Source organism: Stenotrophomonas sp. 28608_Sma (assembly GCF_056486185.1).
This window is the reverse complement of record NZ_CM151308.1, coordinates 437,150-457,242: the sequence shown is the minus strand read 5'-3', so window position 1 is coordinate 457,242 and position 20,093 is coordinate 437,150. Positions and strand designations below refer to the sequence as shown.

The following is a 20,093-nucleotide window of genomic DNA, read 5'->3' as shown; positions in this document are numbered from 1 at the left end:
TGTGTCCGAGGTCGGGCGGGTGGGGTTTGCAGGGGTGTCCGCGCCATGGGCCCGAGGCATGCCTCGGGCGGGTTGGGCAGGACGCCCAACCCCGGTCTTGCCGTTTGCGCAGGACAGCGCAAACGAGCAAGCGCGGCCAAGCCTCCATGGACGGATTCACGGCGTCCCCTGCAAACCCCACCCGCCCGACCCACTCCATGACACGCTCTACGCGACCAACCGCAATGCGCCTACACATGCCCGGACTCCCCGCATGCCGCCCCTGCTGAAGATCCGTTCCGAGCGCGGGCAGATGTCGGCCATCGAGCGTCGCATCGCCGACTTCATTCTCGACAACGCACACCTGCTGCGCGACTACTCGTCCCAACAGCTGGCCAGCGCGCTGGGCATCAGCCAGTCCAGCGTGGTGAAGTTCAGCCAGAAGCTCGGCTTCAAGGGCTACCCGGACCTGAAGTACTCGATCGGCCAGGATGTGGCTCGCGCCGGTGCCGATCCACAACAGGCGCCCAGCGAACCGGACAGCGGTGACGACTACCTGCGCCTCGGCGAGGCCCTGCGCCGCAGCAAGGCACAGGCCGAGGAGGAAACCCGCCAGGCCAATCCACGCGGGGAAATCGAGCGCATCGTGCAGCTGATCGACGGCGCGCCGAAGCTGTTCGTGTACGGCCTGGGTGACGACGGCCTGTACGCGCGTGAGTTCGCCATGCGATTGTCGCTGCTCGGCCTGCTGGTGGTGCCGCATACCGACCCGATCCTGATGCTGGCCAACCTGTCGGCCGCGCGCCCCGGCGATGCGCTGCTGGTGTTCTCCGAGTTCGGCAACCTGCCCCAGCTTTCGCAGCTGTCGCGCCAGTTCCAGGACATGGGTGGCAAGGTGATTTCCATCACCCGCCACACCGCCAACCCGCTGCGCGCGCATGCTGATGCAACACTGGTGGTGTGTGCGCACGACCGCACGCCGCAGGTCGCGCAGCTGCTGTACCGTAGCGCCATGCACGCGCTGCTCGATTTCCTGTTCGTGCTGCTCTGCCACGCCAATCCGGATCGCCAGCAGCAGCTCGCGGTGAACCTGGAGCGGATCGACCACCTGCTGGATTCCTGACCGGAGCGCACGTTGATGAAATCGCTGGTCCGCCTCGCTACCGCTGCGCTGCTGCTTGCTGCAGCGGTGTCCGTATACGCGGCGCCGCTGGATGGTGCGCGCCAGCTGATCGTGGTCACCAGCGATGGCTGGGACAGCACCGAGGGCCAGCTGCAGGCCTATGTGCGCGATGGCAAGGGCTGGCACGCGCATGGACAGGCGTTCCCGGTGGCGCTCGGCCGTACCGGCAGCGCCTGGGGCCTGGGCCTGCATCCGGCACAGGCCGACGGCCCGCAGAAGCAGGAAGGCGATGGCCGCAGCCCGGCCGGCGTGTTCGCGCTCGGCAGCGCCTTCGGCTATGCCATCACCCGCCCCGGCACCGCGATGGCCTACCAGCCCATGCTTGAAAGCAGCTACTGCATGGATGTGTCCGGCTCTCCGTTCTACAACCGCATCGTGGATGAAAAGAAGGTCGGCAGCGCCGCGGTCAAGGGCTCCACCGAGCCGATGCGGCTGGACCTTCACAACCAGGGCGACGTGCGCTACCAGGAAGGCTTCGTGATTGCCCATAACCCGGACAACCAGCCCGGCAAGGGCAGCTGCATCTTCGCCCATCTGTGGCGCGCGCCCGGTGAGGCCACGGCTGGCTGCACCGCCATGCCGCAGCCACGCATGCAGGCGCTGCTGGACTGGTTGCGCCCGCAGGATATGCCGCGCTTCGTGCTGCTGCCGCGCGCCGAGTACAAGCGCCTGCAGGCACAGTGGCAGCTGCCCGCACTGAGCGGAGACGCCCGTTGAGCGCGCAGGACGAACCGCAGCTGCAGCGCGCGGTCAGCCGCTGGCAGATCGTCGGCCTGTCGATCAACGATGTGATCGGCAGCGGCATCTACCTGCTGCCGGCCGCCACCGTCGCCCTGCTCGGCCCCTTCAGCCTGTGGGGCGTGGTCGCCGCCGGCATCGTCGTTGCCCTGCTGGTGCTGTGCTACGCGCAGGCCGCCAGCTACTTCGATGAACCCGGTGGCAGCTACCTGTATGCCCGTGAGGCGTTCGGGCGATTCGCCGGGTTCGAGATCGGCTGGATGATCTGGTTGACCCGCATCAGCTCGGCGGCCGCATTGAGCAATGCACTGGCCGATGCGGTCGCGCGCTTCTGGCCGTGGGCCGGCGCCGGCATGGGCCGCATCGCGGTGATCGTGGTGTCGCTGGGCTTCCTCACCGGCGTCAACATCATCGGCGTGCGCTCGGCCGCGCGCACCGGCGTGGTGCTGGTGATCGGCAAGATGCTGCCGCTGCTGCTGTTCGTGGCCATCGGTGCGTTCTACATCGATCCGCAACTGGCCTTCTCCGGCCAGCGCCCGGACCCGCATGACCTGCAGCGCATGGGCGAAGCCGCCTTGCTGCTGCTGTACGCCTACGCCGGCTTCGAGAACATTCCGGCGGCCGCCGGCGAGTACCGTAATCCGCGCCGCGATATTCCATTCGCCCTGATCACCATGATCATCACCGTCACCGTCATCTACGGCGCGGTGCAGGTGGTGGCGCAGGGCACGCTGGCCGGCCTGGCCAGCTCGGCCACGCCGCTGGCCGATGCCGCCGCCGGCTTCGGTGGCGAGGCACTGGCGCTGATCCTGACCATCGGCGCGACCATCTCCATCCTCGGCACCAACAGCAACACGATGATGATGGGCCCGCGCTTCCTGTTCGCGCTGGCCCGCGATGGCTACGGCCCGAAGATCCTGGCCCAGGTGCATCCGCGCTTTTACACGCCGGCCGCGTCGATCCTGTGCCAGGGTCTGATCGCACTCGGCCTGGCCCTGTCGGGTTCGTTCGTGCAGCTGGCGCTGCTGTCGATGACCACGCGCCTGTTCGCCTACATCGGTACCGCCGCGGCAGTGCTGGTACTGGCCAAGCGCTATGCCGACCGCCCCGGTGCATTGAAGCTGCCGGGCGGCCCGCTTATTCCGGTGCTGGCGCTGCTGCTGTGCGTTGCGCTGTTCGCCAGTGCCAGCTGGCAGAACATCGCCGCCGCGCTGGTGGCGTTCGCCATTGGTGCAGTGATCTACAAACTGCCGCGAAAAGATGCCGACGCCGGATGACCGATAGCGCCGGGCCATGCCCGGCGGATTGATCTGGTGATCACGCTGCCGGACCGGGCCGTTAACCGCCACGCAGGCATGATCAGGCTTCGTCCACAACGGAGCCTTCCATGACCGAGTACCAGATTCCCGGCCGCGTACCGGACGACAGCACACCGCGCGATGCGGTCAGTAACTACTGGCGCGAACGCTACACGGCCGAGCCGTACTACGACGACCAGCTGTTCTTCGAGGACTACGAGCCGGCCTACCGCATCGGCCACGCCGCACGTGCGCAGGACGTGATCCGCGCCTACGAGGAAGTGGAACGCGAGCTGGAATCACGCTGGGCCAGTGAACGAGGCAAGAGCCGGCTGGAGTGGGCGCAGGCACGCAGTGCCGTTCGCCGTGGCTGGGAGGAAGCGCGGCAGGTGGAACCGCGCCTGGCACGCGGCCCCTGACGGATCCGATATGCGGCAACGCCGGGCATGGCCCGGCGCTACCGTTGCTGCATCACTCCTGTTCCGGCAGCGGCGGCACGGCCGTGCTGCGCTTGCTCTCACCGCCACCGGCGGCGATCAGGTCGCGGGTGTTCTTCTGCACCGCCACCGCACCGAACAGCGACAGCGCGAAGGCCATGCCGTAGAAGCCCTTCTCGCTCAGCACCAGGGTGGCGTTCCACAGGCCAACCAGCAGCAACAACAGCGCAGACAGCAATGCGAACCAGCACAGCGCGTAATACAGGCCACTCACCGGGATTCCCTCGACACGGTCACGCACGCTCTTCTGCAGCGACACCGCCGCGAACAGGCCGAACAGCAGCAGGGTCAGGTAGTAGCCCTTTTCGTTGAGCGCCATCGTGGCGTTGAACAGACCGATCAGGTAGGCCGCCGCACCCAGCAGCAGGGCCACCCATGAGGCGGCGATGAAGGCGGTGGAGGGCTTGTGGGGCATGGCAGTGTTCATTGCAGATCCTTGGCAGGCAGACGGGCACGCTTTGCCCGGGCGTGCCCACCCTAGACGATCCCGCCGCGCTCGCACAGGGGTCGCAGGACCTTCGGGCCACGACGCTCACGACGCCAGTGGTATACAAGGGACAGCCCGGCCATCCGCATCCCCGCACTGGAGATACCCATGACCCGCACGCCCCTGCTGCTCGCCCTCGGCCTGGTGCCGATCCTTGCCACCTCCGCCTGCAATGCCGCCGACCCGGCCGCCAACGGGGCCCAGACCGCAGCGTCCGCAGCCTCCACCACTGCCGACCAGCGACCGTTCACCGCATCCGAAATCAGTCGTTTCGACCAGCCGTGGGCAATGACCTTCCTGCCCGATGGCAGCCTGCTGGTCACCGAAAAGCGCGGAAAGCTGCAGCACCTGGACCTGGCCAGTGGCCAGAAACACGAGATCACCGGCGTTCCGAAGGTCGCTTACGGCGGCCAGGGCGGCTTCGGTGACGTGATCCTGCACCCGCAATTCGCGAGCAACCACGTGGTCTATCTCAGCTATGCCGAGGAAGGCACGCTGGACACCCGCGGCGCTGCCGTGGCCCGTGCCACGCTGGCGCTGGATGCCAACGGTGCCGGCCAACTGAAGGACCTGAAGGTGATCTGGCGACAGAGCCCGAAGGTGAGTGGTGAAGGTCACTACGGCCATCGCCTTGCTTTCGGCCCGGACGGCAAGCTGTGGATCAGCTCCAGCGAGCGCCAGAAGTTCGATCCGGCACAGGACATGGGCGGCAACCTCGGCAAGATCATCCGCCTCAACGATGATGGCAGCCTGCCCGCCGACAACCCGTTCGCCTCGCAGGGCGGCGTGGCCGCGCAGGTGTGGTCACTGGGCCACCGCAACATCCTCGGCATGGCCTTCGATGCCAACGGCAAGCTGTGGGCCCACGAGATGGGCCCGGCCGGCGGCGACGAGCTGAACCTGATCGTGCGCGGCGCCAACTATGGCTACCCGATCGTCTCCAACGGCAACCACTACGACGGCCGCCCGATTCCCGACCACGATACCCGCCCGGAGTTCGCCGCCCCGAAGGTGACCTGGACGCCAGTCATCTCGCCGGCCGGCTTCGTGATCTACAGCGGCACCCTGTTCCCGCAGTGGAAGGGCAGCGGCTTCATCGGTGGCCTGTCCTCCACCTCGCTGGTGCGCGTGGCCTTCGATGGTGACAGCGCGCGCGAAGCCGAACGCTTCAACATGGGCGAGCGCATCCGCGAAGTGGAACAGGGCCCGGATGGCGCCCTGTGGCTGCTGGAAGATGGCAACAAGGCGCGCCTGCTGAAGCTCACCCCGAAAACCTGACAGGATGGTAGTGCCGGCCGCTGGCCGGCACGTTTTCCCGCAACGGCCCCGCACGCGGGGCCGTCTGCGTTCATTGGATGGTGATGACCTTCACCTCGGTCTTCGTGCAGGCCTGGTCCAGGCACTGCCCGTTCAACCACACCTGGCCATCGCCGATCATCACGCCCTGCTGGTTGACGAAGACCTTGCCGAAGTCCTGTTCGGACACCGCCTTGACCACCGCCGGGGTGATGATCTTCTCGTAGTTGCGCTGGAACTCACCGGGGCCGGTGATCTTCCTTCCGTTAGCGATATTCAGCGGGAAGCGCACTTCCTCCACCACCGCAGCGCGATCACCGCCGACCACCGCGGTCTTGAACGCGTTGAACACCTTCTCGTACTGCGCGGCATCACCGAGCAGGGTCTCGATACGCGCACGTGCGTCTTCGGTAGTCGCTTCCGCTGCGGGCGCGGTCGGTGCCGAAGCAGCGGATTCAGCGGCAGGTGCCGCAGGCGTTGCCGCAGCACTGGCCTCCATCGGCGGCGGTGCGTCCACCGCAGGCTCGGCCGGCGGTGCCGGCTGCGAACAGGCCGCCAGCAACAGGGCGGGAATCAACACAGCGATCGTGCGCATGCGCGGACATCCATCGGTTCAAGAACACCGATGGTAGCGCCGCCGCGGTGAGGACAACAAAAAGGGGACGGAGGGGATTAAGTCGTTAGTGGCACAAACGACTTAATCCCCTCCGTCCCCTTTTTCTTCGATCAGGCCTTCAGCAGCTCGAACTGCACGGCTTCGCCTGCTGCCGACGAGGCGCAGACCCACAGGTCGAACTGGCCCGGCTCGGCACGCAGCACGCCGTCGCGGCCGGTGAACGCCAGCTGCTCGCGGGTCAGGGTGAATACCACTTCGGCCGACTCGCCCGGCTGCAGTGCCACCTTGCGGAAGTCCTTCAGTTCACGCACCGGACGCACGCGGCTGGCCACGCGGTCGTGGATGTACAGCTGCACCACTTCCTCGCCGGCCATGTCGCCGCTGTTGGTCAGCGTGGTGGTGATGGTCAGGGTGTCGTCCCAGCCGAGCTGCGCCGCACTCAGCTGCGGCACGCCGTAGGCGAAGGTGGTGTAACCGATGCCGTGGCCGAACGGGTACAGCGGCTCATTCGGGATCTCGCGCCAGCGAGCCTTGAACTCCGACATGGTCGGCAGTTCCGGGCGGCCGGTGCGCGGGTGGTTGTAGAAGTACGGCTGCTGGCCGGACACCTGCGGGAAGCTGACCGGCAGGCGGCCGGACGGGCTGTAGTCGCCGAACAGCACATCAGCCACGGCATGGCCGGTCTGCGTGCCCAGGTACCAGGTGACCGCCACCGCGTGCGCGTTGCGCACCGCGCCCTGCAGTGCCAGCGCGCGGCCGTTGCGCAGCAGCACCACCAGCGGCTTGCCGGTCATCGCCACCGCCTCGGCCAGTGCCTGCTGTGCCGGCGGCAGGGTGATCTCCACGCGCGACTGCGCTTCACCGCTGTAGCGCTGCGGTTCGCCCAGCGCCAGCACCACCACGTCGGCGCGCAGCGCGGCCGCCACGGCGGCTTCGGTGCCGCCCGGAATGGCAGTTTCCAGTTCGCAGCCCGGCACGATCTCCAGCAGCGCTTCATCGCCGATGGCGGCGCGCACGCCGGTTTCCAGATCCACGTAACGCTGCTTGTCGCCGAACAGCGTCCAGCAGCCTTCAATGTTCTCGCGGTCCTGCACGAACGGGCCGATCAGCGCGATCTTCTGCCCGGTCTTCTGCAGCGGCAGTACGTTGTCACGGTTGTTCAGCAGCACGATCGAACGGCGCGCGGCATCGCGCGACAGTGCGTCATGTGCGGCAATGTGCGAGGTATCCGCTTCGCGCGCCGGGTCCAGCGAACGGTACGGGTCGTCGAACAGGCCGATGGTTTCCTTCAGCCACAGGATGCGGCGCACGCCTTCATCCAGCACCGCCATTGGCACTTCGCCGCTCTCGACCAGGCCCGGCAGGTGTTCGGCGTAGAAGCCGCTCTGCATGCTCAGGTCCAGGCCGGCGGTGAACGCCTTGGCAGTGGCATCACGGTCATCGGCGGCATAGCCGTGCGCGACCAGTTCCATGTCGGCGGTGTAGTCGGAGATCACCACGCCCGGGAACTTCCACTCACCGCGCAGGATGTCGGTCAGCAGTTCGGCATTGGCACTGGCCGGCACGCCGTTGATGTCGTTGAACGAGGACATCACGGTGATCGCGCCCGCATCGAAGGCGGCCTTGAACGGCGGCAGATGCACGTCACGCAGGGTCTGCGGCGAGATGTCCACCATGTTGTATTCCATGCCCGCCATCACCGCGCCGTAGGCGGCGAAGTGCTTCGGCGTGGCCAGCAGCGAATCGGCGGCGCGCAGGTCGCTGCCCTGGAAGCCACGCACGCGGGCGGCGGCGAACGCACACCCCAGCACCACGTCCTCACCGGCACCTTCGGCGCCACGGCCCCAGCGCTGGTCGCGGGCGATGTCCACGGCCGGCGCATAGGTCCAGTGCAGGCCAGCGGCCGTCGCTTCGATGGCGGTGGCGCGCGCGGTGCGCTCGGCCAACTCCGGCTCGAAGCTGGCGGCCTCGCCCAGCGGAATCGGGAACACGGTACGCATGCCGTGGATGACGTCGGCCGCCAGGATCACGGGGATGCCCAGGCGGCTCTCTTCGGTGGCGACCTGCTGGATCCGGCGGCCCAGTTCGGCGCCCACACCATTGAACAGCGAGCCGACCTTGCCCTCGCGCACCTGCTGCAGCACCTGGTCGGCATTGCGCACGTTGGCTTCCGGGTTCACGTCCGGGGCGAACGGGCGGACCATGTCCGCGAAGACACCCAGCTGGCCGACCTTTTCCTCGACGGTCATCTGGGCAATGAGGGATTCGATGCGATCGGAGGCCACCGGCAGTCCTTGATGAAAACGTTTACAAGCCCGGCATTCTAGCGATCCCGGGCGATTTGGCGAGGGGTTTGTTCATTCAGTTTCAGCCACCAGCGGGGTCCGTATGGCCCCGCCGGGGGCACCGCAGCTTACTCCGAGCCGGCCAGCTGGCGCTGCCCGGCCATCAACATGGCGTCGCTGGAGGCCTGGAATACCCGCAGGCCGAAGGCCGGCAGGATCGCCAGCAGGTGGTCGAAGATGTCCGACTGCACCGCCTCGTACTCGCCCCAGGCGGTGCTGCGGGTGAAGCAGTACAGCTCCAGCGGCAGGCCTTCGGTGGTCGGCTGCAGCTGGCGTACCAGCAGGGTCATGTCGGTATGGATGCCCGGGTGGCTGCGCAGGTAACGCTCCACATAGGCCCGGAAGGTACCCAGGTTGGTCACCCGGCGGCTGTTGACCTCGGCCACGCCCTGCTCGCGCAGGCGCCCGTTCCACTGGCCAAGCTCCTGCTCCTTCTCCTGCAGGTAATCACGCAGCAGCGCGAACTGGCCGAGGAAGGCCAAGTCGCCTTCGTCCAGGAAGCCGACGCTGTGCTGGTCCAGGTACAGCGCGCGCTTGATGCGGCGGCCACCGGCCTCCTGCATGCCGCGCCAGTTCTTGAACGACTCGGTCACCAGCTTCTTGGTCGGAATGGTGGTGATGGTCTTATCGAAGTTCTGCACGGTGACGGTGTGCAGCGCGATATCGATGACGTCACCGTCGGCGTTCTGGCTGGGCATTTCGATCCAGTCGCCGATGCGCACACGGCCATCGCCACTGATCTGCACGCTGGCCACCAGCGACAGGATGGTGTCCTGGAAAATCAGCATCAGCACCGCCGTGGCCGCCCCCAGGCCGGTCACCAACGGCCCCAGTTTCACCCCCAGCAGCGTGGCGATGATGGACAGGCCGGCGGCCACGAACACCACGATCTTGACCACCTGCAGGTAGCCCTTGATCGGCTTGTTGCGCGCATCGGGCTTGCGTTCGTACAGGCTGTTGGCCGCGTCCAGCGCATGCGAGAACGCCATCGACACCGTCAGCACGGCCCATACGATGCACAGCTTGATGATGACGTTGACCAGGCCGGGTGGCAGGTCGGGAATGAGGGTGATGCCCGAGGCGATCACCTGGCTGGGCACCACGTTGGACAGGCGCGAGATGACCCGCATCAGATGGCTGCCGCGCCCGGACTCGGCACCTGGCAGGCGCTGCAGCAGGCGCCGCAGGCCACGCACCAGGATGCGCTTGGTAACCCAGTTGGCCAAGCCCGCAGCGATCAGCAGCGCCGAGATCATCAACGCCAGGTAGGCGCCGGGATAGGGTTCCAGTGTGTTCTGCAGCTTTTCCAGCCACTGTACCGCCACCACCGCGTCCACCATCAGTTGTCTCCTTGCGTTGTCGTTGTTGTTGGGGGTGCCGGCCAGCGGCCGGCACTACCGGATCAGTCCCGCGAGCGCTCGATGATCACGCCCACCGCGCGCGCGCCACGCACCGCGCCCGGCTTGCTCAGTTTCAGGCGCAGCCACTTCACGTCGAATTCGTCCAGCACGATCTGTGCGCAGCGCTCGGCCAGGGTTTCGACCAGGCCGAATTCCGACTCGCGCACGAACTGCTCCAGGCGCTTGCTGACCGCCTTGTAGTTCAGGGTGTGGGCGATGTCGTCGGAGGCCGCCGGACGACGGTTGTCGAAGCCCATCTCCAGGTCGAACACCAGGTCCTGGCGGATCCGTCGTTCCCAATCGTAGATACCGATCAGGGCGTCGATCGTCAGCCCCTCGATGAAAACCTTGTCCATTGCGCTTAACCAGCCCGAATACAGGGGGCCATGGTAACGGCACGACGGTGAGCCTGCCCGGAACGGGCGGTGAGTGGCCGGCAGGGGCGCGGCTCCAGAAAAGACAAAGGACCCCGCTAGCAGGGCCCTTTGGTACTACCGTTTGTCCCCGGGGGGAGCTGTTGAACAGCCGCGGGTCCCGGTGGCGCAGGCACGCAGATTAGGTAAAGACGAGATCACCGGTCAAGGCCAATTCCGACAGGGCAGATCAGGTAGTCGTCCGAGGTCAAACGCAGAGAATCAGCCGCGCAGACAACGACGTTCCCTGATGGTGGCCGCCGCCCACTCTCGCGAACATCGATCCCTCCTTCACCACCGCACATGACGATGGCTCCACACGATGTACTGCGGCGCGCGTTGTCAGCGGAGCGTCTGTCTACTTACGAGAGAATCGCATCGACCTGCAGCCCCGACGTCACGGCCGAATCCCTGTACCTCTGGAACATGCGGATGTGCGGTGCACTGATGATGCCGGTCCATCTGTGCGAAGTGGTCACCCGTAACGCCGCTGCTACCGTGCTCGCCCGGCAGCATGGCCCGCGTTGGCCCTGGAATGATGCCTTCCGACGCAGGCTGCCAACCTCGTCCTGTACTTCCGCACGTGCAGCACTGGAACAGGTTGCTGGCCGCACGACCGATACACCCGAAATCGTCGCCAAGCTGCCGATGGTGTTCTGGCAGCAGCTTTTCACCTGTCGCTTCGACGACACGCTATGGATACCCGCACTCAATGGAGTTCTGCGGCATGCACCCTCAGCTCATCCCAGCGTCATCAGAAAAGCCATCCACTCTGACATCGGACGCATTCGCCACCTGCGCAACCGCATCGCGCACCACGAACCCATCCTGGAACGCGACATCGGTGCCGACCTGGCGGCGATCGGGCGGCTGATCCACGCCCGCTGCCCGCATACGCTGGGCTGGCTGCAGCGCCATGAGCGGGCGACAACGGTGTTGGCGGCGTCGCCATTGGCAGGGCGTCCGTAATGTGTAGCCGGGCGTGGCCCGGCGCTACGGAGGCCTGCCTGTAGAGTCGAGCTTGCTCGACTGCTCTGTGTCCGTCATTGCGCCCAGTCGAGCAAGCTCGACTCTACAAACGCCGATCGAGCGGTTCGCGCGGCCGGGGGGCTCAGACCGCCGGCAGGGTCGCCATGTCCCAGCGCGGGGTCACATCCACCTTCGGCGGGCTGTACTGGCCGGCCTGCAGCCGCAGCGCGCCGGCGAAGGCGATCATCGCGCCGTTGTCGGTGCACAACGCCGGCCGCGGGAAGCAGGCACGGCCGCCGAGACGCTCGGCCATCTGCTGCAGGCGTGCGCGCAGGCGCTTGTTGGCGCCAACACCTCCAGCCACCACGATCACGTTGGTGCCGGCCGCTTCCAGCGCGCGTTCGCACTTGATCGACAGGGTCTCGACCACCGCGTCCTCAAAGCCCCGGGCGATGTCGGCACGGGTCTGCTCGCTCTGGTCACTGTCGCGCCAGGCCATCAGGACCTGGGTCTTCAGGCCGGAGAAGCTGAAATCCAGCCCCGGGCGGTCGGTCATCGGTCGCGCGAAGCGGTACACGCCCGGCGTGCCCTGCTCGGCCAGCCTGGCCAGCTGCGGGCCACCCGGGTACGGCAGGCCCATCAGCTTGGCGGTCTTGTCGAAGGCCTCGCCGGCCGCGTCGTCCAGGGTCTCGCCCAGCAGGCGGTACTGGCCGATCGCGTCCACCGCCACCAGCTGGGTATGGCCACCGGACACCAGCAGCGCCACGAACGGCGCTTCCGGCGGGTCGTCCTCCATCAGCGGGGCCAGCAGGTGGCCTTCCATATGGTGTACGCCCACCGCCGGCACCTCCAGCGCCCAGGCCAGCGACCGCGCCACGCCCGCGCCGACCAGCAGTGCGCCGACCAGACCGGGACCGGCCGTATAGGCCACGCCGTCGATATCACCTACACCCAGACCGGCGTCGGCCAGGGTCTGGCGCACCAGCGGCAGCAGCTTGCGGACGTGGTCGCGGCTGGCCAGTTCGGGCACCACACCACCGTATTCGGCGTGCAGGGCGATCTGGCTGTAGACCGCATGGGCGCGCAGGGCCGCGCTGCCGGCCAGGTCGGTGTCATACACCGCCACGCCGGTCTCATCACAGGAAGATTCGATGCCAAGGACTCGCATGCCTGCTATTATGACGCCCCTGCCGCCCCCTCGGGGGACGTGCAGATCTCACTGCTTTCGAACCGCCGGCCCGTATTCAGGGTTGGCCGCTTGCAGTTTGTCTATTCGCCGCTATAATGTGCGGCTCGCCGGGCGTGACCCGGTTCTACTGTGTCCCGGAGATTCCATGCCCAGCGTCAAAGTCCGCGAGAACGAGCCCTTCGAGTTTGCTCTTCGCCGCTTCAAGCGCACTTGCGAAAAGGCCGGTGTGCTGGCCGAAACCCGCAAGCGCGAGTTCTACGAAAAGCCGACCCAGGAGCGCAAGCGCAAGGCCGCCGCTGCTGTGAAGCGTCAGCTGCGCCGCTCGTCGCGCGACGTCACCAAGCGTCAGCGCCTGTACTGATCGGACGCATCTTCATTGCGGCGGGCTTGCCTGTCGCGATGGAGCCGAAGCCGGCACGCGCGAGCGTCGCCGGCTTTTTGCGTTTCCGGGTTCGGGCATCCGCCCCGCCCCACCTACCACCACGAGGTTCCTCATGAGCATGAAGCAGCAGCTCACCGAAGACATGAAGGCCGCCATGAAGGCGGGCGAGAAGCACAAGCTGGGCGTGATCCGCCTGATCAACGCCGCCATCAAGCAGCGTGAAGTGGACGAGCGCATCGAACTGGATGACACCGCCGTGATCGCCGTGCTCGACAAGATGGTCAAGCAGCGCAAGGACTCGGTCAGCCAGTACGAGGCCGCCAACCGCGAGGACCTGGCCGAGATCGAGCGCGCCGAGATCGTGGTCATCGAAGCCTACCTGCCGGCCAAGATGGGCGAAGCCGAGATCGTGGCCGCCATCCAGGCCGCCATCGCCGAAACCGGCGCCTCCGGCCCGGCCGACATGGGCAAGCTGATGGGCGCACTGAAGCCCAAGCTCGCCGGCCAGGCCGACATGGGCCTGGTGTCCAAGCTGGTCAAGCAGCAGCTGGCGTAATCCAGCACTTGGGGTCGGATCCCTTCCGCGACGCGGAAGGGCTCTGACCCCATTGATGCACTCGCTTCACCGCACCTTCGTCGCTCGCCTGCTACAACCGCACACATGGTTGAACCCGAGCCCAACGTTCACGTGTCACTGCACAAGTACATCAAGCGCCTGCAGGACAGCTTCCCGATGGCGGTGGCCAAGCGCTTCATCGACGTCGACGTGCTGACCCAAGCAGCTTCCGTCTCCTTCTACGCGCTGCTGTCGATGGCGCCGTTGCTGGTGCTGCTGCTGTGGCTGACCGCCTCGCTGTACCCACCGGCCCAGCAAGCACTGATCGACCAGATCAGCTCGGTGGCCGGCAGCAGCGCGGCTACCGTGGCCGAAACCGTTCTGAGGAACGCCGACAACCAGCCGGATGTCGGCTCGCTGGCGGGTGTGTGGAGCACGCTGCTGCTGTTCGTCGGCGCCACCGCCGTGTTCGCCCAGCTGCAGAACGCACTGAACCTGATCTTCCGCACCAGCGGCGAGCGCCTGGAAGGCCTCAAGGCCTGGCTGCGCAAGCGCGTGTTCTCGTTCGGCGTCGTGCTGGCGCTGGGCTTCCTGCTGATCCTGTCGATGACCGCCACCACGGTGCTGCAGGTGGCCTTCGCGCAACTGCCTTCGATCCTGCCCGCGCTGGGGTACGTCACCAGCCTGCTGCTTTACGCAGTCGGCTTCGCCTTCATGTACCACTACCTGCCCGACCGTCGCGTGGCGTGGCGCCAGGCCTTCATCGGCGGCGTCATCACCTCGGCACTGTTCGCACTGGGCCGCTACGGCATCGGCGTCTACATCGCCACCGTGGCCCCCGGCAGTGCCTACGGCTCGATGGGCGCGCTGGTGATCTCACTGGTCTGGATCTATTACGCGACCGTCGTGTTCTTCGTTGGCGCGCTGATGACCGCGGTGATCGATGAGCGCCTGCGCGCGCGCCATCACCTGGCCGCCGCCGGCATCGATCCGGCCACCGCCAGCCAGGTGCCCGACAGGGGGTAAACTAGGGCAACCGCCCCCGGTTCCGTCGCGTGGTCCTGTACCGCGCCCTGCCCTGTTGCCCATGGCCCGTATCCCCGACGCTTTCATCGACGATCTGCTGGCCCGCACCGACATCGTCGAGGTGGTGGGCAGCCGCGTGCCGTTGAAGCGCCAGGGCAAGGAGTACGCCGCCCGCTGCCCGTTCCATGACGAGCGCTCGGCGTCGTTCACGGTCTCGCCCACCAAGCAGTTCTATCACTGCTTCGGTTGTGGCGCGCACGGCACCGCGATCAGCTTCCTGATGAACTACGACCGCCTCGAGTTCCTCGACGCGGTGGATGAACTGGCCAAGCGCGCCGGCATGGAAGTGCCGCGCAGCGAGAACCCGCGCAGCCCCCAGCAGCAGGACGACAGCCGCGAGCTGTACTCGGCGCTTGAGGCGGCCACGAAGTTTTTCCAGAGCAACCTGCAGGGCAGCGACAAGGCCCGCAGCTACCTGGATGGCCGCGGCGTGGATGAAGAGAACCGCGCGCGCTTCCAGATCGGCTACGCGCCGGATGGCTACAGCGGCCTGCGCGATGCGTTGGGCAAGGACGAGCGGCGGATGAAGCTGCTCGACCGCGCCGGCCTGTTCTCCAAGAACGATCGCGGTCACGTCTACGACAAGTTCCGCGACCGGGTGATGTTCCCGATCTTCGACCGCCGCGGCCGGGTCATCGCCTTCGGCGGCCGCGTGTTCGAGAAGGACGACGGCCCCAAGTACCTCAACTCGCCCGAGACCGCGCTGTTCCACAAGGGCCGCGAACTGTACGGCCTGTGGCAGGTGCGCCAGGCCAACCAGAAGATCGAGCGGCTGATCGTGGTCGAGGGCTACATGGACGTGGTCTCGCTGTTCCAGTTCGGGGTCACCCAGGCGGTGGCAACACTGGGCACCGCGACCACGCCGGACCATGCGGAGCTGCTGTTCCGCAACGCACCGGATGTGTTCTTCTGCTTCGACGGCGACGCCGCCGGCCGCCGCGCCGGCTGGAAGGCGCTGGAGTCGGTGCTGCCGCGCATGAAGGATGGCCGCCAGGCCTTCTTCCTGTTCCTGCCCGATGGCGAAGACCCGGACACCATCGTGCGCAAGGAAGGCGCCGAGGCGTTCAACGAGCGCCTGAAGCAGGCCACGCCGCTGTCGCAGTTCTTCTTCGACGAACTGACCCGCGAGATCAATCTGGGCACGCTCGATGGCAAGGCACGCCTGGCCGAGCGGGCCAAGCCGATGCTGGCGCAGATTCCCGACGGTGCCTTCGGCGACCTGATGAAGCAGCAGCTGGCGCAGCTGACCGGCCTGGGCGGTACTGCCCAGGTCACGCGCGCGCCGATGCCGCAACGGCAGCCGCAGCGGACGATCCAGCCCGTGGCCAAGCGCAGTCTGGTGCGCGGCGCGATCGCCGTGCTGCTGCAGCAGCCGTCGCTGGCGCTGACGCTGGGCGGCAAGCATCACTTCCAGGGCCTGCGCCTGCCCGGCGTGGAACTGCTGCTGGAGCTGCTGGGACTGGTCGAACAGCGCCCGGACATCAGCACCGGCGCCCTGCTGGAGCACTTCGACGGGCGCGAGGAACAGGCATCACTGCACACGCTGGCTGCGCAGACACTGCCTGGCACCGAGGCCAGCTGGACCCAGGAACTGCACGACGCCGTGGCCCAGCTGGAGAAACAGCTGCTGGTGCAACGTCTGGAGGAGTTGTTGGCAAAGCAGCGCCAGCAGGGCCTGGACGATACTGACAAGTACGAACTGCGCGAGCTGCTGAAGGCGCGCGCCGGACTGCGCCTGTAGCGGCAGAACGTTTTCACGGAGAGGACCATGCTGCTGCGCCTGACCTGCCTGCTGTTGTTGTCGCTCTGCCTGCCGCTGACGGCCCTGGCCGAAGACGCGCCCCTCAACGAAGTCCGCCCCGGCCTGTACGCCGGCGGCCAGCCCAGCGCCGCACAGCTGCAGGCCTTGGCCGCACAGGGCGTGCGCACCGTGATCGACCTGCGCCAGCCCGACGAGGACCGGGGTTTTGATGAAACCCGCGTAGCCGAATCACTGGGCCTGCGCTACGTACGCATTCCGGTGGCCGGTGCCGACGGCCTGGATGCGGCCAACATCCGTGCCGTGCACCAGGCCCTGCAGCAGAGCCAGGGGCCGGTGCTGCTGCACTGTGCGTCCGGCAACCGCGCCGGTGCCGTGCTCGGCCTGGTCAATGCACGCTACGAACATGCCAGCCCCGAACAGGCCCTTCAGCTGGGCCAGCGTGCTGGCCTGAAGTCGCTGGAAGCCGCCACCCGCCAGCGCCTGGCCACGCCGGTCACCTCGCCCTGAACCCTCCGCACCAAGGACTCTGCCCACCATGACCCGCTGGTGGTCGCGCCTGCGACCGGACAACTTCACCCTCGCCCTGCTGTGCACCGTCGGCCTGGCCTCGCTGCTGCCGATGAAGGGCGCCGCCGCCATCGTGCTCGACGATGTCACCACCGTCGCCATCGCCGCGCTGTTCTTCCTGCATGGCGCGCGCCTGCCGCGCGAGTCGATCATCGGCGGCATGCTGCACTGGCGGCTGCACCTGACCATCCTGGCCTGCACCTTCATCCTGTTCCCGCTGCTGGGGCTGATGTTCAAGCCTCTGTCGGGCTGGCTGCTGACGCCGGAGCTGTACCTGGGCGTGCTGTTCCTGTGCACCCTGCCCTCCACCGTGCAGTCGTCCATCGCGTTCACCTCGATGGCACGCGGCAACGTACCCGCTGCGGTGTGCAGCGCCTCGCTGTCGAGCATCCTCGGCGTGTTCCTGACCCCGCTGCTGCTGACCGCACTGGCCGGTACCTCCGGCGGCGTGCACGACCCGCTGCATGCGATCGGCGGCATCATGCTGCAGCTGCTGGTGCCCTTCGTGGCCGGCCACCTGCTGCGGCCGTGGATCGCCGGCTGGGTGGAGAAGCAGCGCGCGCTGCTGCGCTATACCGACCAGGGCACGATCCTGCTGGTGGTGTATTCGGCGTTCGGCGAAGCCGTCACCGAGGGTCTGTGGAGCAAAACGCCGCTGCTCTCGCTGCTGGCCGTGGCGGTCGTGGCCGCCGTGCTGCTGGGCATCGCGATGCCGCTGATCACCTTCATCGCGCGTCGCCTGCGCTTCAATCGCGAGGACGAGATCGCCATCGTCTTCTGCGGCTCGAAGAAGAGCCTGGCCACCGGCGTGCCGATCGCCAAGGTGCTGTTCGCCGGTGGAAGCCTCGGCGCGATCGTGCTGCCGGTGATGATCTACCACCAGATCCAGCTGATCGTCTGCGGTGTGATCGCGCAACGGTATGCGAAGCGCGCGCCCTGATTGGGCGCGCGGGTTTTTGTAGAGAGCCCATCCACGCGCGGCGTGGATCTACCAAACCGCGGATGGCGTGAACCCGCAGTAGATCCACGCCATGCGTGGATGACGCATACGCCGCCGCTAATCCACGATGGCCGCGGCGATGTCGTGCAGCACTCGGGCGTTGCGCTCCACGTCGCTGCCCGGCTCGCCCGTGACGGTCAGACTGTAGGTCTTGCTGTCTCCCGTCCAGGCAAGCTCAACCCGAGTACGGCCGACACTATCCACAACCTTCCCGAGGTGAGCGGGCTTGCCGTCCACCACGGTGTTCTGCGCCTCCGCGATGACCTCGATCTGCATGCCCGCAGCGAGGAAGTTGTTCTCGCTGAACTCCACGATGCCGACACCCTCCAGCCGGTAGAAACGGCTCAAGCCCGAGGACTTTCCACCCTCCAACGCACCACTGGGCTCCATGCCAATCATCTCGGCTGCGCCCAGCAGGCTGCTTTCCAGCCTGCTGGGGGGCTGCGGCAGGCGCTGGCGTAGTTCTGGAGTTGAGCGGTGAGTCCGCGGCACGGCAGCCAGCATTTCGGCCTGCGTTGGGATGCTCCCTGCTGCAACCCGCACGACACCGTTGGATCGTTCGATGTCATCGCGAAGCTGCTGCTTCACTTCTCGGGGGGCATCAAGGTCTGCCAGTTTCACCATCTGGTAGCTGCCCACGCTGGCGGACGATCTTCCCATTGCCGAGGCCTCCTGCATTGCAGCCTGCATGGCGCGTTGGTGTAGCCAGCTCCCTACCGCATCGGGAGCAGGTTCATTCTGGGATGCTTGAGCTGACATCGACATGGCCAGCGAGAATGCGATAAAGCAAAGAATCTTCATGATGCTCACCACTCCGAAAGCTGGCAATCGACCGCACTCATGGGTTGCGTAAATACGCGTCCGCCCAGCACCCATGTGTGATATCCGTGAACAACCATTCGTTCTGGATCACTGCCATCGCCTGCGTAAAATCGCCAGGAGTACAGTCCATTGTTAGGCGCACCGAAAGCATGCTTCGGCTCAATGTTCCCGAGGGGAACGTGCCTAGTTACGGCCGACCCCTGAAAATTGCGAAACTGGGGCCGTTCATAGGTCACGGATTCGTTGATGAATCCAATGCAGTTGGCCCGACTCAGTGCTTTTATTTCTGCTGCCGCATTGCCAGCCAGGCTGGTAAGCGCGGCACACAGAACGATGGGCAGAGAAACATGACATCTCATTGATTGCTCCACAGAATTGCGAGTCATCCCGCAATACCTGTGTATCTACTGTTGATGATCCGGTCTGGTGGAACAGTCGGTATCTGTGACGCCTTGCGTGCAGGAAGCTGACAGCGCGGCAAAACCCTACAGCGCGACGGCTTGGTCGATGGGCGCAGTTGCAGCCCTCCCGGGCGAAACCCGACACTGGCTGCGCCGGGTTCCGTGAGAGCCCATCCACGCATGGCGTGGCTCTACTCCCACCGATGGCGTGAACCACCAGTAGATCAACGCCATGCGTGGATGGGTTGCCTGCCGTTACGGGCCCACCAGCGTGCCGACGCTCAACTCCGGCATCCACACCCACAGGTCGTACGGCCGTTTCGCATCGGCATCGACCCGCGGCGCCGTGGCCACCTGCTCTGGAAGTGGCCGCGCCATGCAACGGTCCGCGCACGCCCACGCCTGGCCACGCAGCGCACCCAACCGCACGCTGTAGATATCCAGGTCCCGCAGCTGGGAGGCCATCGGCTGCCTCTGCATTTCCGGCGGCATACCTTCCGGCCGCCGCAGCATGGCGTGGACATTGCCCGTCAGCACCAGCATGCGTGCATTGTCTGGCAACCCTCGATAGAGCCGTCGCAATTCGGCTGCCATGAAGTCATCGCGCGCCTGGTTGCCGCCACTGCTGGCATTGACGTCATAGCCAACCACTTCGATCACGCGCCCCTGCGCCTTCAGCACACGGAGGCCTTCGATCATCGCCAGCATGTCGCGGCTGCGGCGACCATCATGCTGGTCATCGCGCACGGTCCAGAACGCGCGGCCGTGCAGGTGCCGGCGCGCCCTGGCCCCGCCATCGGATTCCAGATAGTCGCGCAGCACAGGGTTCTCGGCGCGTGGCAGTTCCAGCGCCAGCAGGACCGGGCCGTTGCGGCTGTAGTCGTCCACCAGCTGGCGTACCAGCAACGGGGTCTCGCGGGTGCCGTGGAATTCGCCCAGTACCAGCAGGCGGTGCTCACCGGCATGCTGGCGGATCTGCGCGGCGGTGTCATCGGCATGCGCGGTGAGGGCCACACCCAGCGCCAGCAGCAGCGCGGTGGTCCAACGGAAGATCGAATGCATCCCTGCGCCTTCCTTTCCTTTGCGGTCAGGAACAGCAATGGCGAC

20 protein-coding genes are annotated in these 20,093 nt (G+C 66.5%); 12 read left to right on the top strand and 8 right to left on the bottom strand.

Going from position 1 to position 20,093, the window contains the following annotated elements:
* Positions 1-253 precede the first annotated feature (253 nt).
* The 4 genes from ACZLHH_RS02050 to ACZLHH_RS02035 all read left to right on the top strand — a co-directional run bounded on the left by ACZLHH_RS02050 (position 254) and on the right by ACZLHH_RS02035 (position 3,617).
* Positions 254-1,102, top strand: a complete 849-nt coding sequence (locus tag ACZLHH_RS02050) for a MurR/RpiR family transcriptional regulator (protein WP_049461891.1) — start codon at positions 254-256, stop codon at positions 1,100-1,102.
* Positions 1,103-1,117: 15 nt separating this feature from the next.
* The gene (locus ACZLHH_RS02045; RefSeq protein ID WP_049461892.1) at positions 1,118-1,879 is read left to right on the top strand and encodes a L,D-transpeptidase family protein; all 762 of its coding nucleotides are present in this window, start codon (positions 1,118-1,120) and stop codon (positions 1,877-1,879) included.
* A complete protein-coding gene (locus tag ACZLHH_RS02040; RefSeq protein WP_049461893.1) occupies positions 1,876-3,177 on the top strand; it encodes an APC family permease in 1,302 nt (433 codons plus the stop codon). The genes ACZLHH_RS02045 and ACZLHH_RS02040 overlap by 4 nt, the downstream gene beginning before the upstream one ends.
* Before the next feature lie 110 nt (positions 3,178-3,287).
* Positions 3,288-3,617 carry a hypothetical protein gene (locus tag ACZLHH_RS02035; RefSeq protein ID WP_049461894.1) on the top strand — a complete coding sequence of 110 codons (330 nt, stop codon included), beginning with the start codon at positions 3,288-3,290 and terminating at the stop codon, positions 3,615-3,617.
* Between the two features lie 52 nt (positions 3,618-3,669).
* Here the strand turns inward: ACZLHH_RS02035 and yiaA are convergent, their stop codons facing one another.
* Complete coding sequence (gene yiaA / locus ACZLHH_RS02030; protein WP_049461895.1) at positions 3,670-4,122, bottom strand: inner membrane protein YiaA; 453 nt, start codon at positions 4,120-4,122, stop codon at positions 3,670-3,672.
* 168 nt (positions 4,123-4,290) lie between these two features.
* Between yiaA and ACZLHH_RS02025 the strand changes: the two genes are divergently transcribed.
* Complete coding sequence (locus ACZLHH_RS02025) at positions 4,291-5,460, top strand: PQQ-dependent sugar dehydrogenase (RefSeq protein WP_049461896.1); 1,170 nt, start codon at positions 4,291-4,293, stop codon at positions 5,458-5,460.
* Between the two features lie 70 nt (positions 5,461-5,530).
* On the opposite strand, the gene ACZLHH_RS02020 is transcribed toward ACZLHH_RS02025, so the two are convergent.
* From ACZLHH_RS02020 to folB, 4 genes are all read right to left on the bottom strand, one after another.
* The gene (locus ACZLHH_RS02020; protein ID WP_049461897.1) at positions 5,531-6,073 is read right to left on the bottom strand and encodes a hypothetical protein; all 543 of its coding nucleotides are present in this window, start codon (positions 6,071-6,073) and stop codon (positions 5,531-5,533) included.
* A 131-nt stretch (positions 6,074-6,204) separates the two neighbouring features.
* Positions 6,205-8,379 (bottom strand): glycoside hydrolase family 3 N-terminal domain-containing protein, encoded by a 2,175-nt coding sequence (locus ACZLHH_RS02015; protein ID WP_049461898.1) that lies wholly within the window; start codon positions 8,377-8,379, stop codon positions 6,205-6,207.
* Positions 8,380-8,507: 128 nt separating this feature from the next.
* Positions 8,508-9,779: a mechanosensitive ion channel family protein gene (locus ACZLHH_RS02010; protein ID WP_049461899.1), complete on the bottom strand. Its 1,272-nt coding sequence runs from the start codon at positions 9,777-9,779 to the stop codon at positions 8,508-8,510.
* Between the two features lie 62 nt (positions 9,780-9,841).
* Positions 9,842-10,195 (bottom strand): dihydroneopterin aldolase, encoded by a 354-nt coding sequence (gene folB / locus ACZLHH_RS02005; protein ID WP_025878255.1) that lies wholly within the window; start codon positions 10,193-10,195, stop codon positions 9,842-9,844.
* Positions 10,196-10,555: 360 nt separating this feature from the next.
* Here folB and ACZLHH_RS02000 point away from each other — a divergent pair, with 360 nt between their 5' ends.
* Positions 10,556-11,221, top strand: a complete 666-nt coding sequence (locus ACZLHH_RS02000; RefSeq protein ID WP_049461900.1) for a hypothetical protein — start codon at positions 10,556-10,558, stop codon at positions 11,219-11,221.
* 142 nt (positions 11,222-11,363) lie between these two features.
* Here the strand turns inward: ACZLHH_RS02000 and tsaD are convergent, their stop codons facing one another.
* Positions 11,364-12,389 (bottom strand): tRNA (adenosine(37)-N6)-threonylcarbamoyltransferase complex transferase subunit TsaD, encoded by a 1,026-nt coding sequence (gene tsaD, locus ACZLHH_RS01995; RefSeq protein ID WP_049461901.1) that lies wholly within the window; start codon positions 12,387-12,389, stop codon positions 11,364-11,366.
* 166 nt (positions 12,390-12,555) lie between these two features.
* On the opposite strand from tsaD, the gene rpsU reads away from it, so the two are divergent.
* The 6 genes from rpsU (at position 12,556) to ACZLHH_RS01965 (ending at position 17,703) form a co-directional block, all read left to right on the top strand.
* Positions 12,556-12,771 (top strand): 30S ribosomal protein S21, encoded by a 216-nt coding sequence (gene rpsU / locus ACZLHH_RS01990; protein ID WP_002808376.1) that lies wholly within the window; start codon positions 12,556-12,558, stop codon positions 12,769-12,771.
* Positions 12,772-12,904: 133 nt separating this feature from the next.
* Entirely contained in the window at positions 12,905-13,348 is a 444-nt protein-coding gene (locus tag ACZLHH_RS01985) for a GatB/YqeY domain-containing protein (RefSeq protein WP_005415013.1), read from the top strand.
* A gap of 105 nt (positions 13,349-13,453) precedes the next feature.
* A complete protein-coding gene (locus ACZLHH_RS01980; RefSeq protein ID WP_049461902.1) occupies positions 13,454-14,374 on the top strand; it encodes a YihY/virulence factor BrkB family protein in 921 nt (306 codons plus the stop codon).
* Between the two features lie 61 nt (positions 14,375-14,435).
* Positions 14,436-16,175, top strand: coding sequence for a DNA primase (gene dnaG, locus ACZLHH_RS01975; RefSeq protein ID WP_071227447.1), 1,740 nt, complete (start codon positions 14,436-14,438; stop codon positions 16,173-16,175).
* 27 nt (positions 16,176-16,202) lie between these two features.
* Entirely contained in the window at positions 16,203-16,703 is a 501-nt protein-coding gene (locus ACZLHH_RS01970) for a protein tyrosine phosphatase family protein (RefSeq protein ID WP_049461904.1), read from the top strand.
* A 28-nt stretch (positions 16,704-16,731) separates the two neighbouring features.
* Entirely contained in the window at positions 16,732-17,703 is a 972-nt protein-coding gene (locus ACZLHH_RS01965) for a bile acid:sodium symporter family protein (RefSeq protein WP_049421191.1), read from the top strand.
* 117 nt (positions 17,704-17,820) lie between these two features.
* Here the strand turns inward: ACZLHH_RS01965 and ACZLHH_RS01960 are convergent, their stop codons facing one another.
* Entirely contained in the window at positions 17,821-18,564 is a 744-nt protein-coding gene (locus ACZLHH_RS01960; protein WP_132808923.1) for a hypothetical protein, read from the bottom strand.
* A 677-nt stretch (positions 18,565-19,241) separates the two neighbouring features.
* Positions 19,242-20,048: a hypothetical protein gene (locus ACZLHH_RS01955; RefSeq protein ID WP_049461906.1), complete on the bottom strand. Its 807-nt coding sequence runs from the start codon at positions 20,046-20,048 to the stop codon at positions 19,242-19,244.
* Positions 20,049-20,093 lie beyond the last annotated feature (45 nt).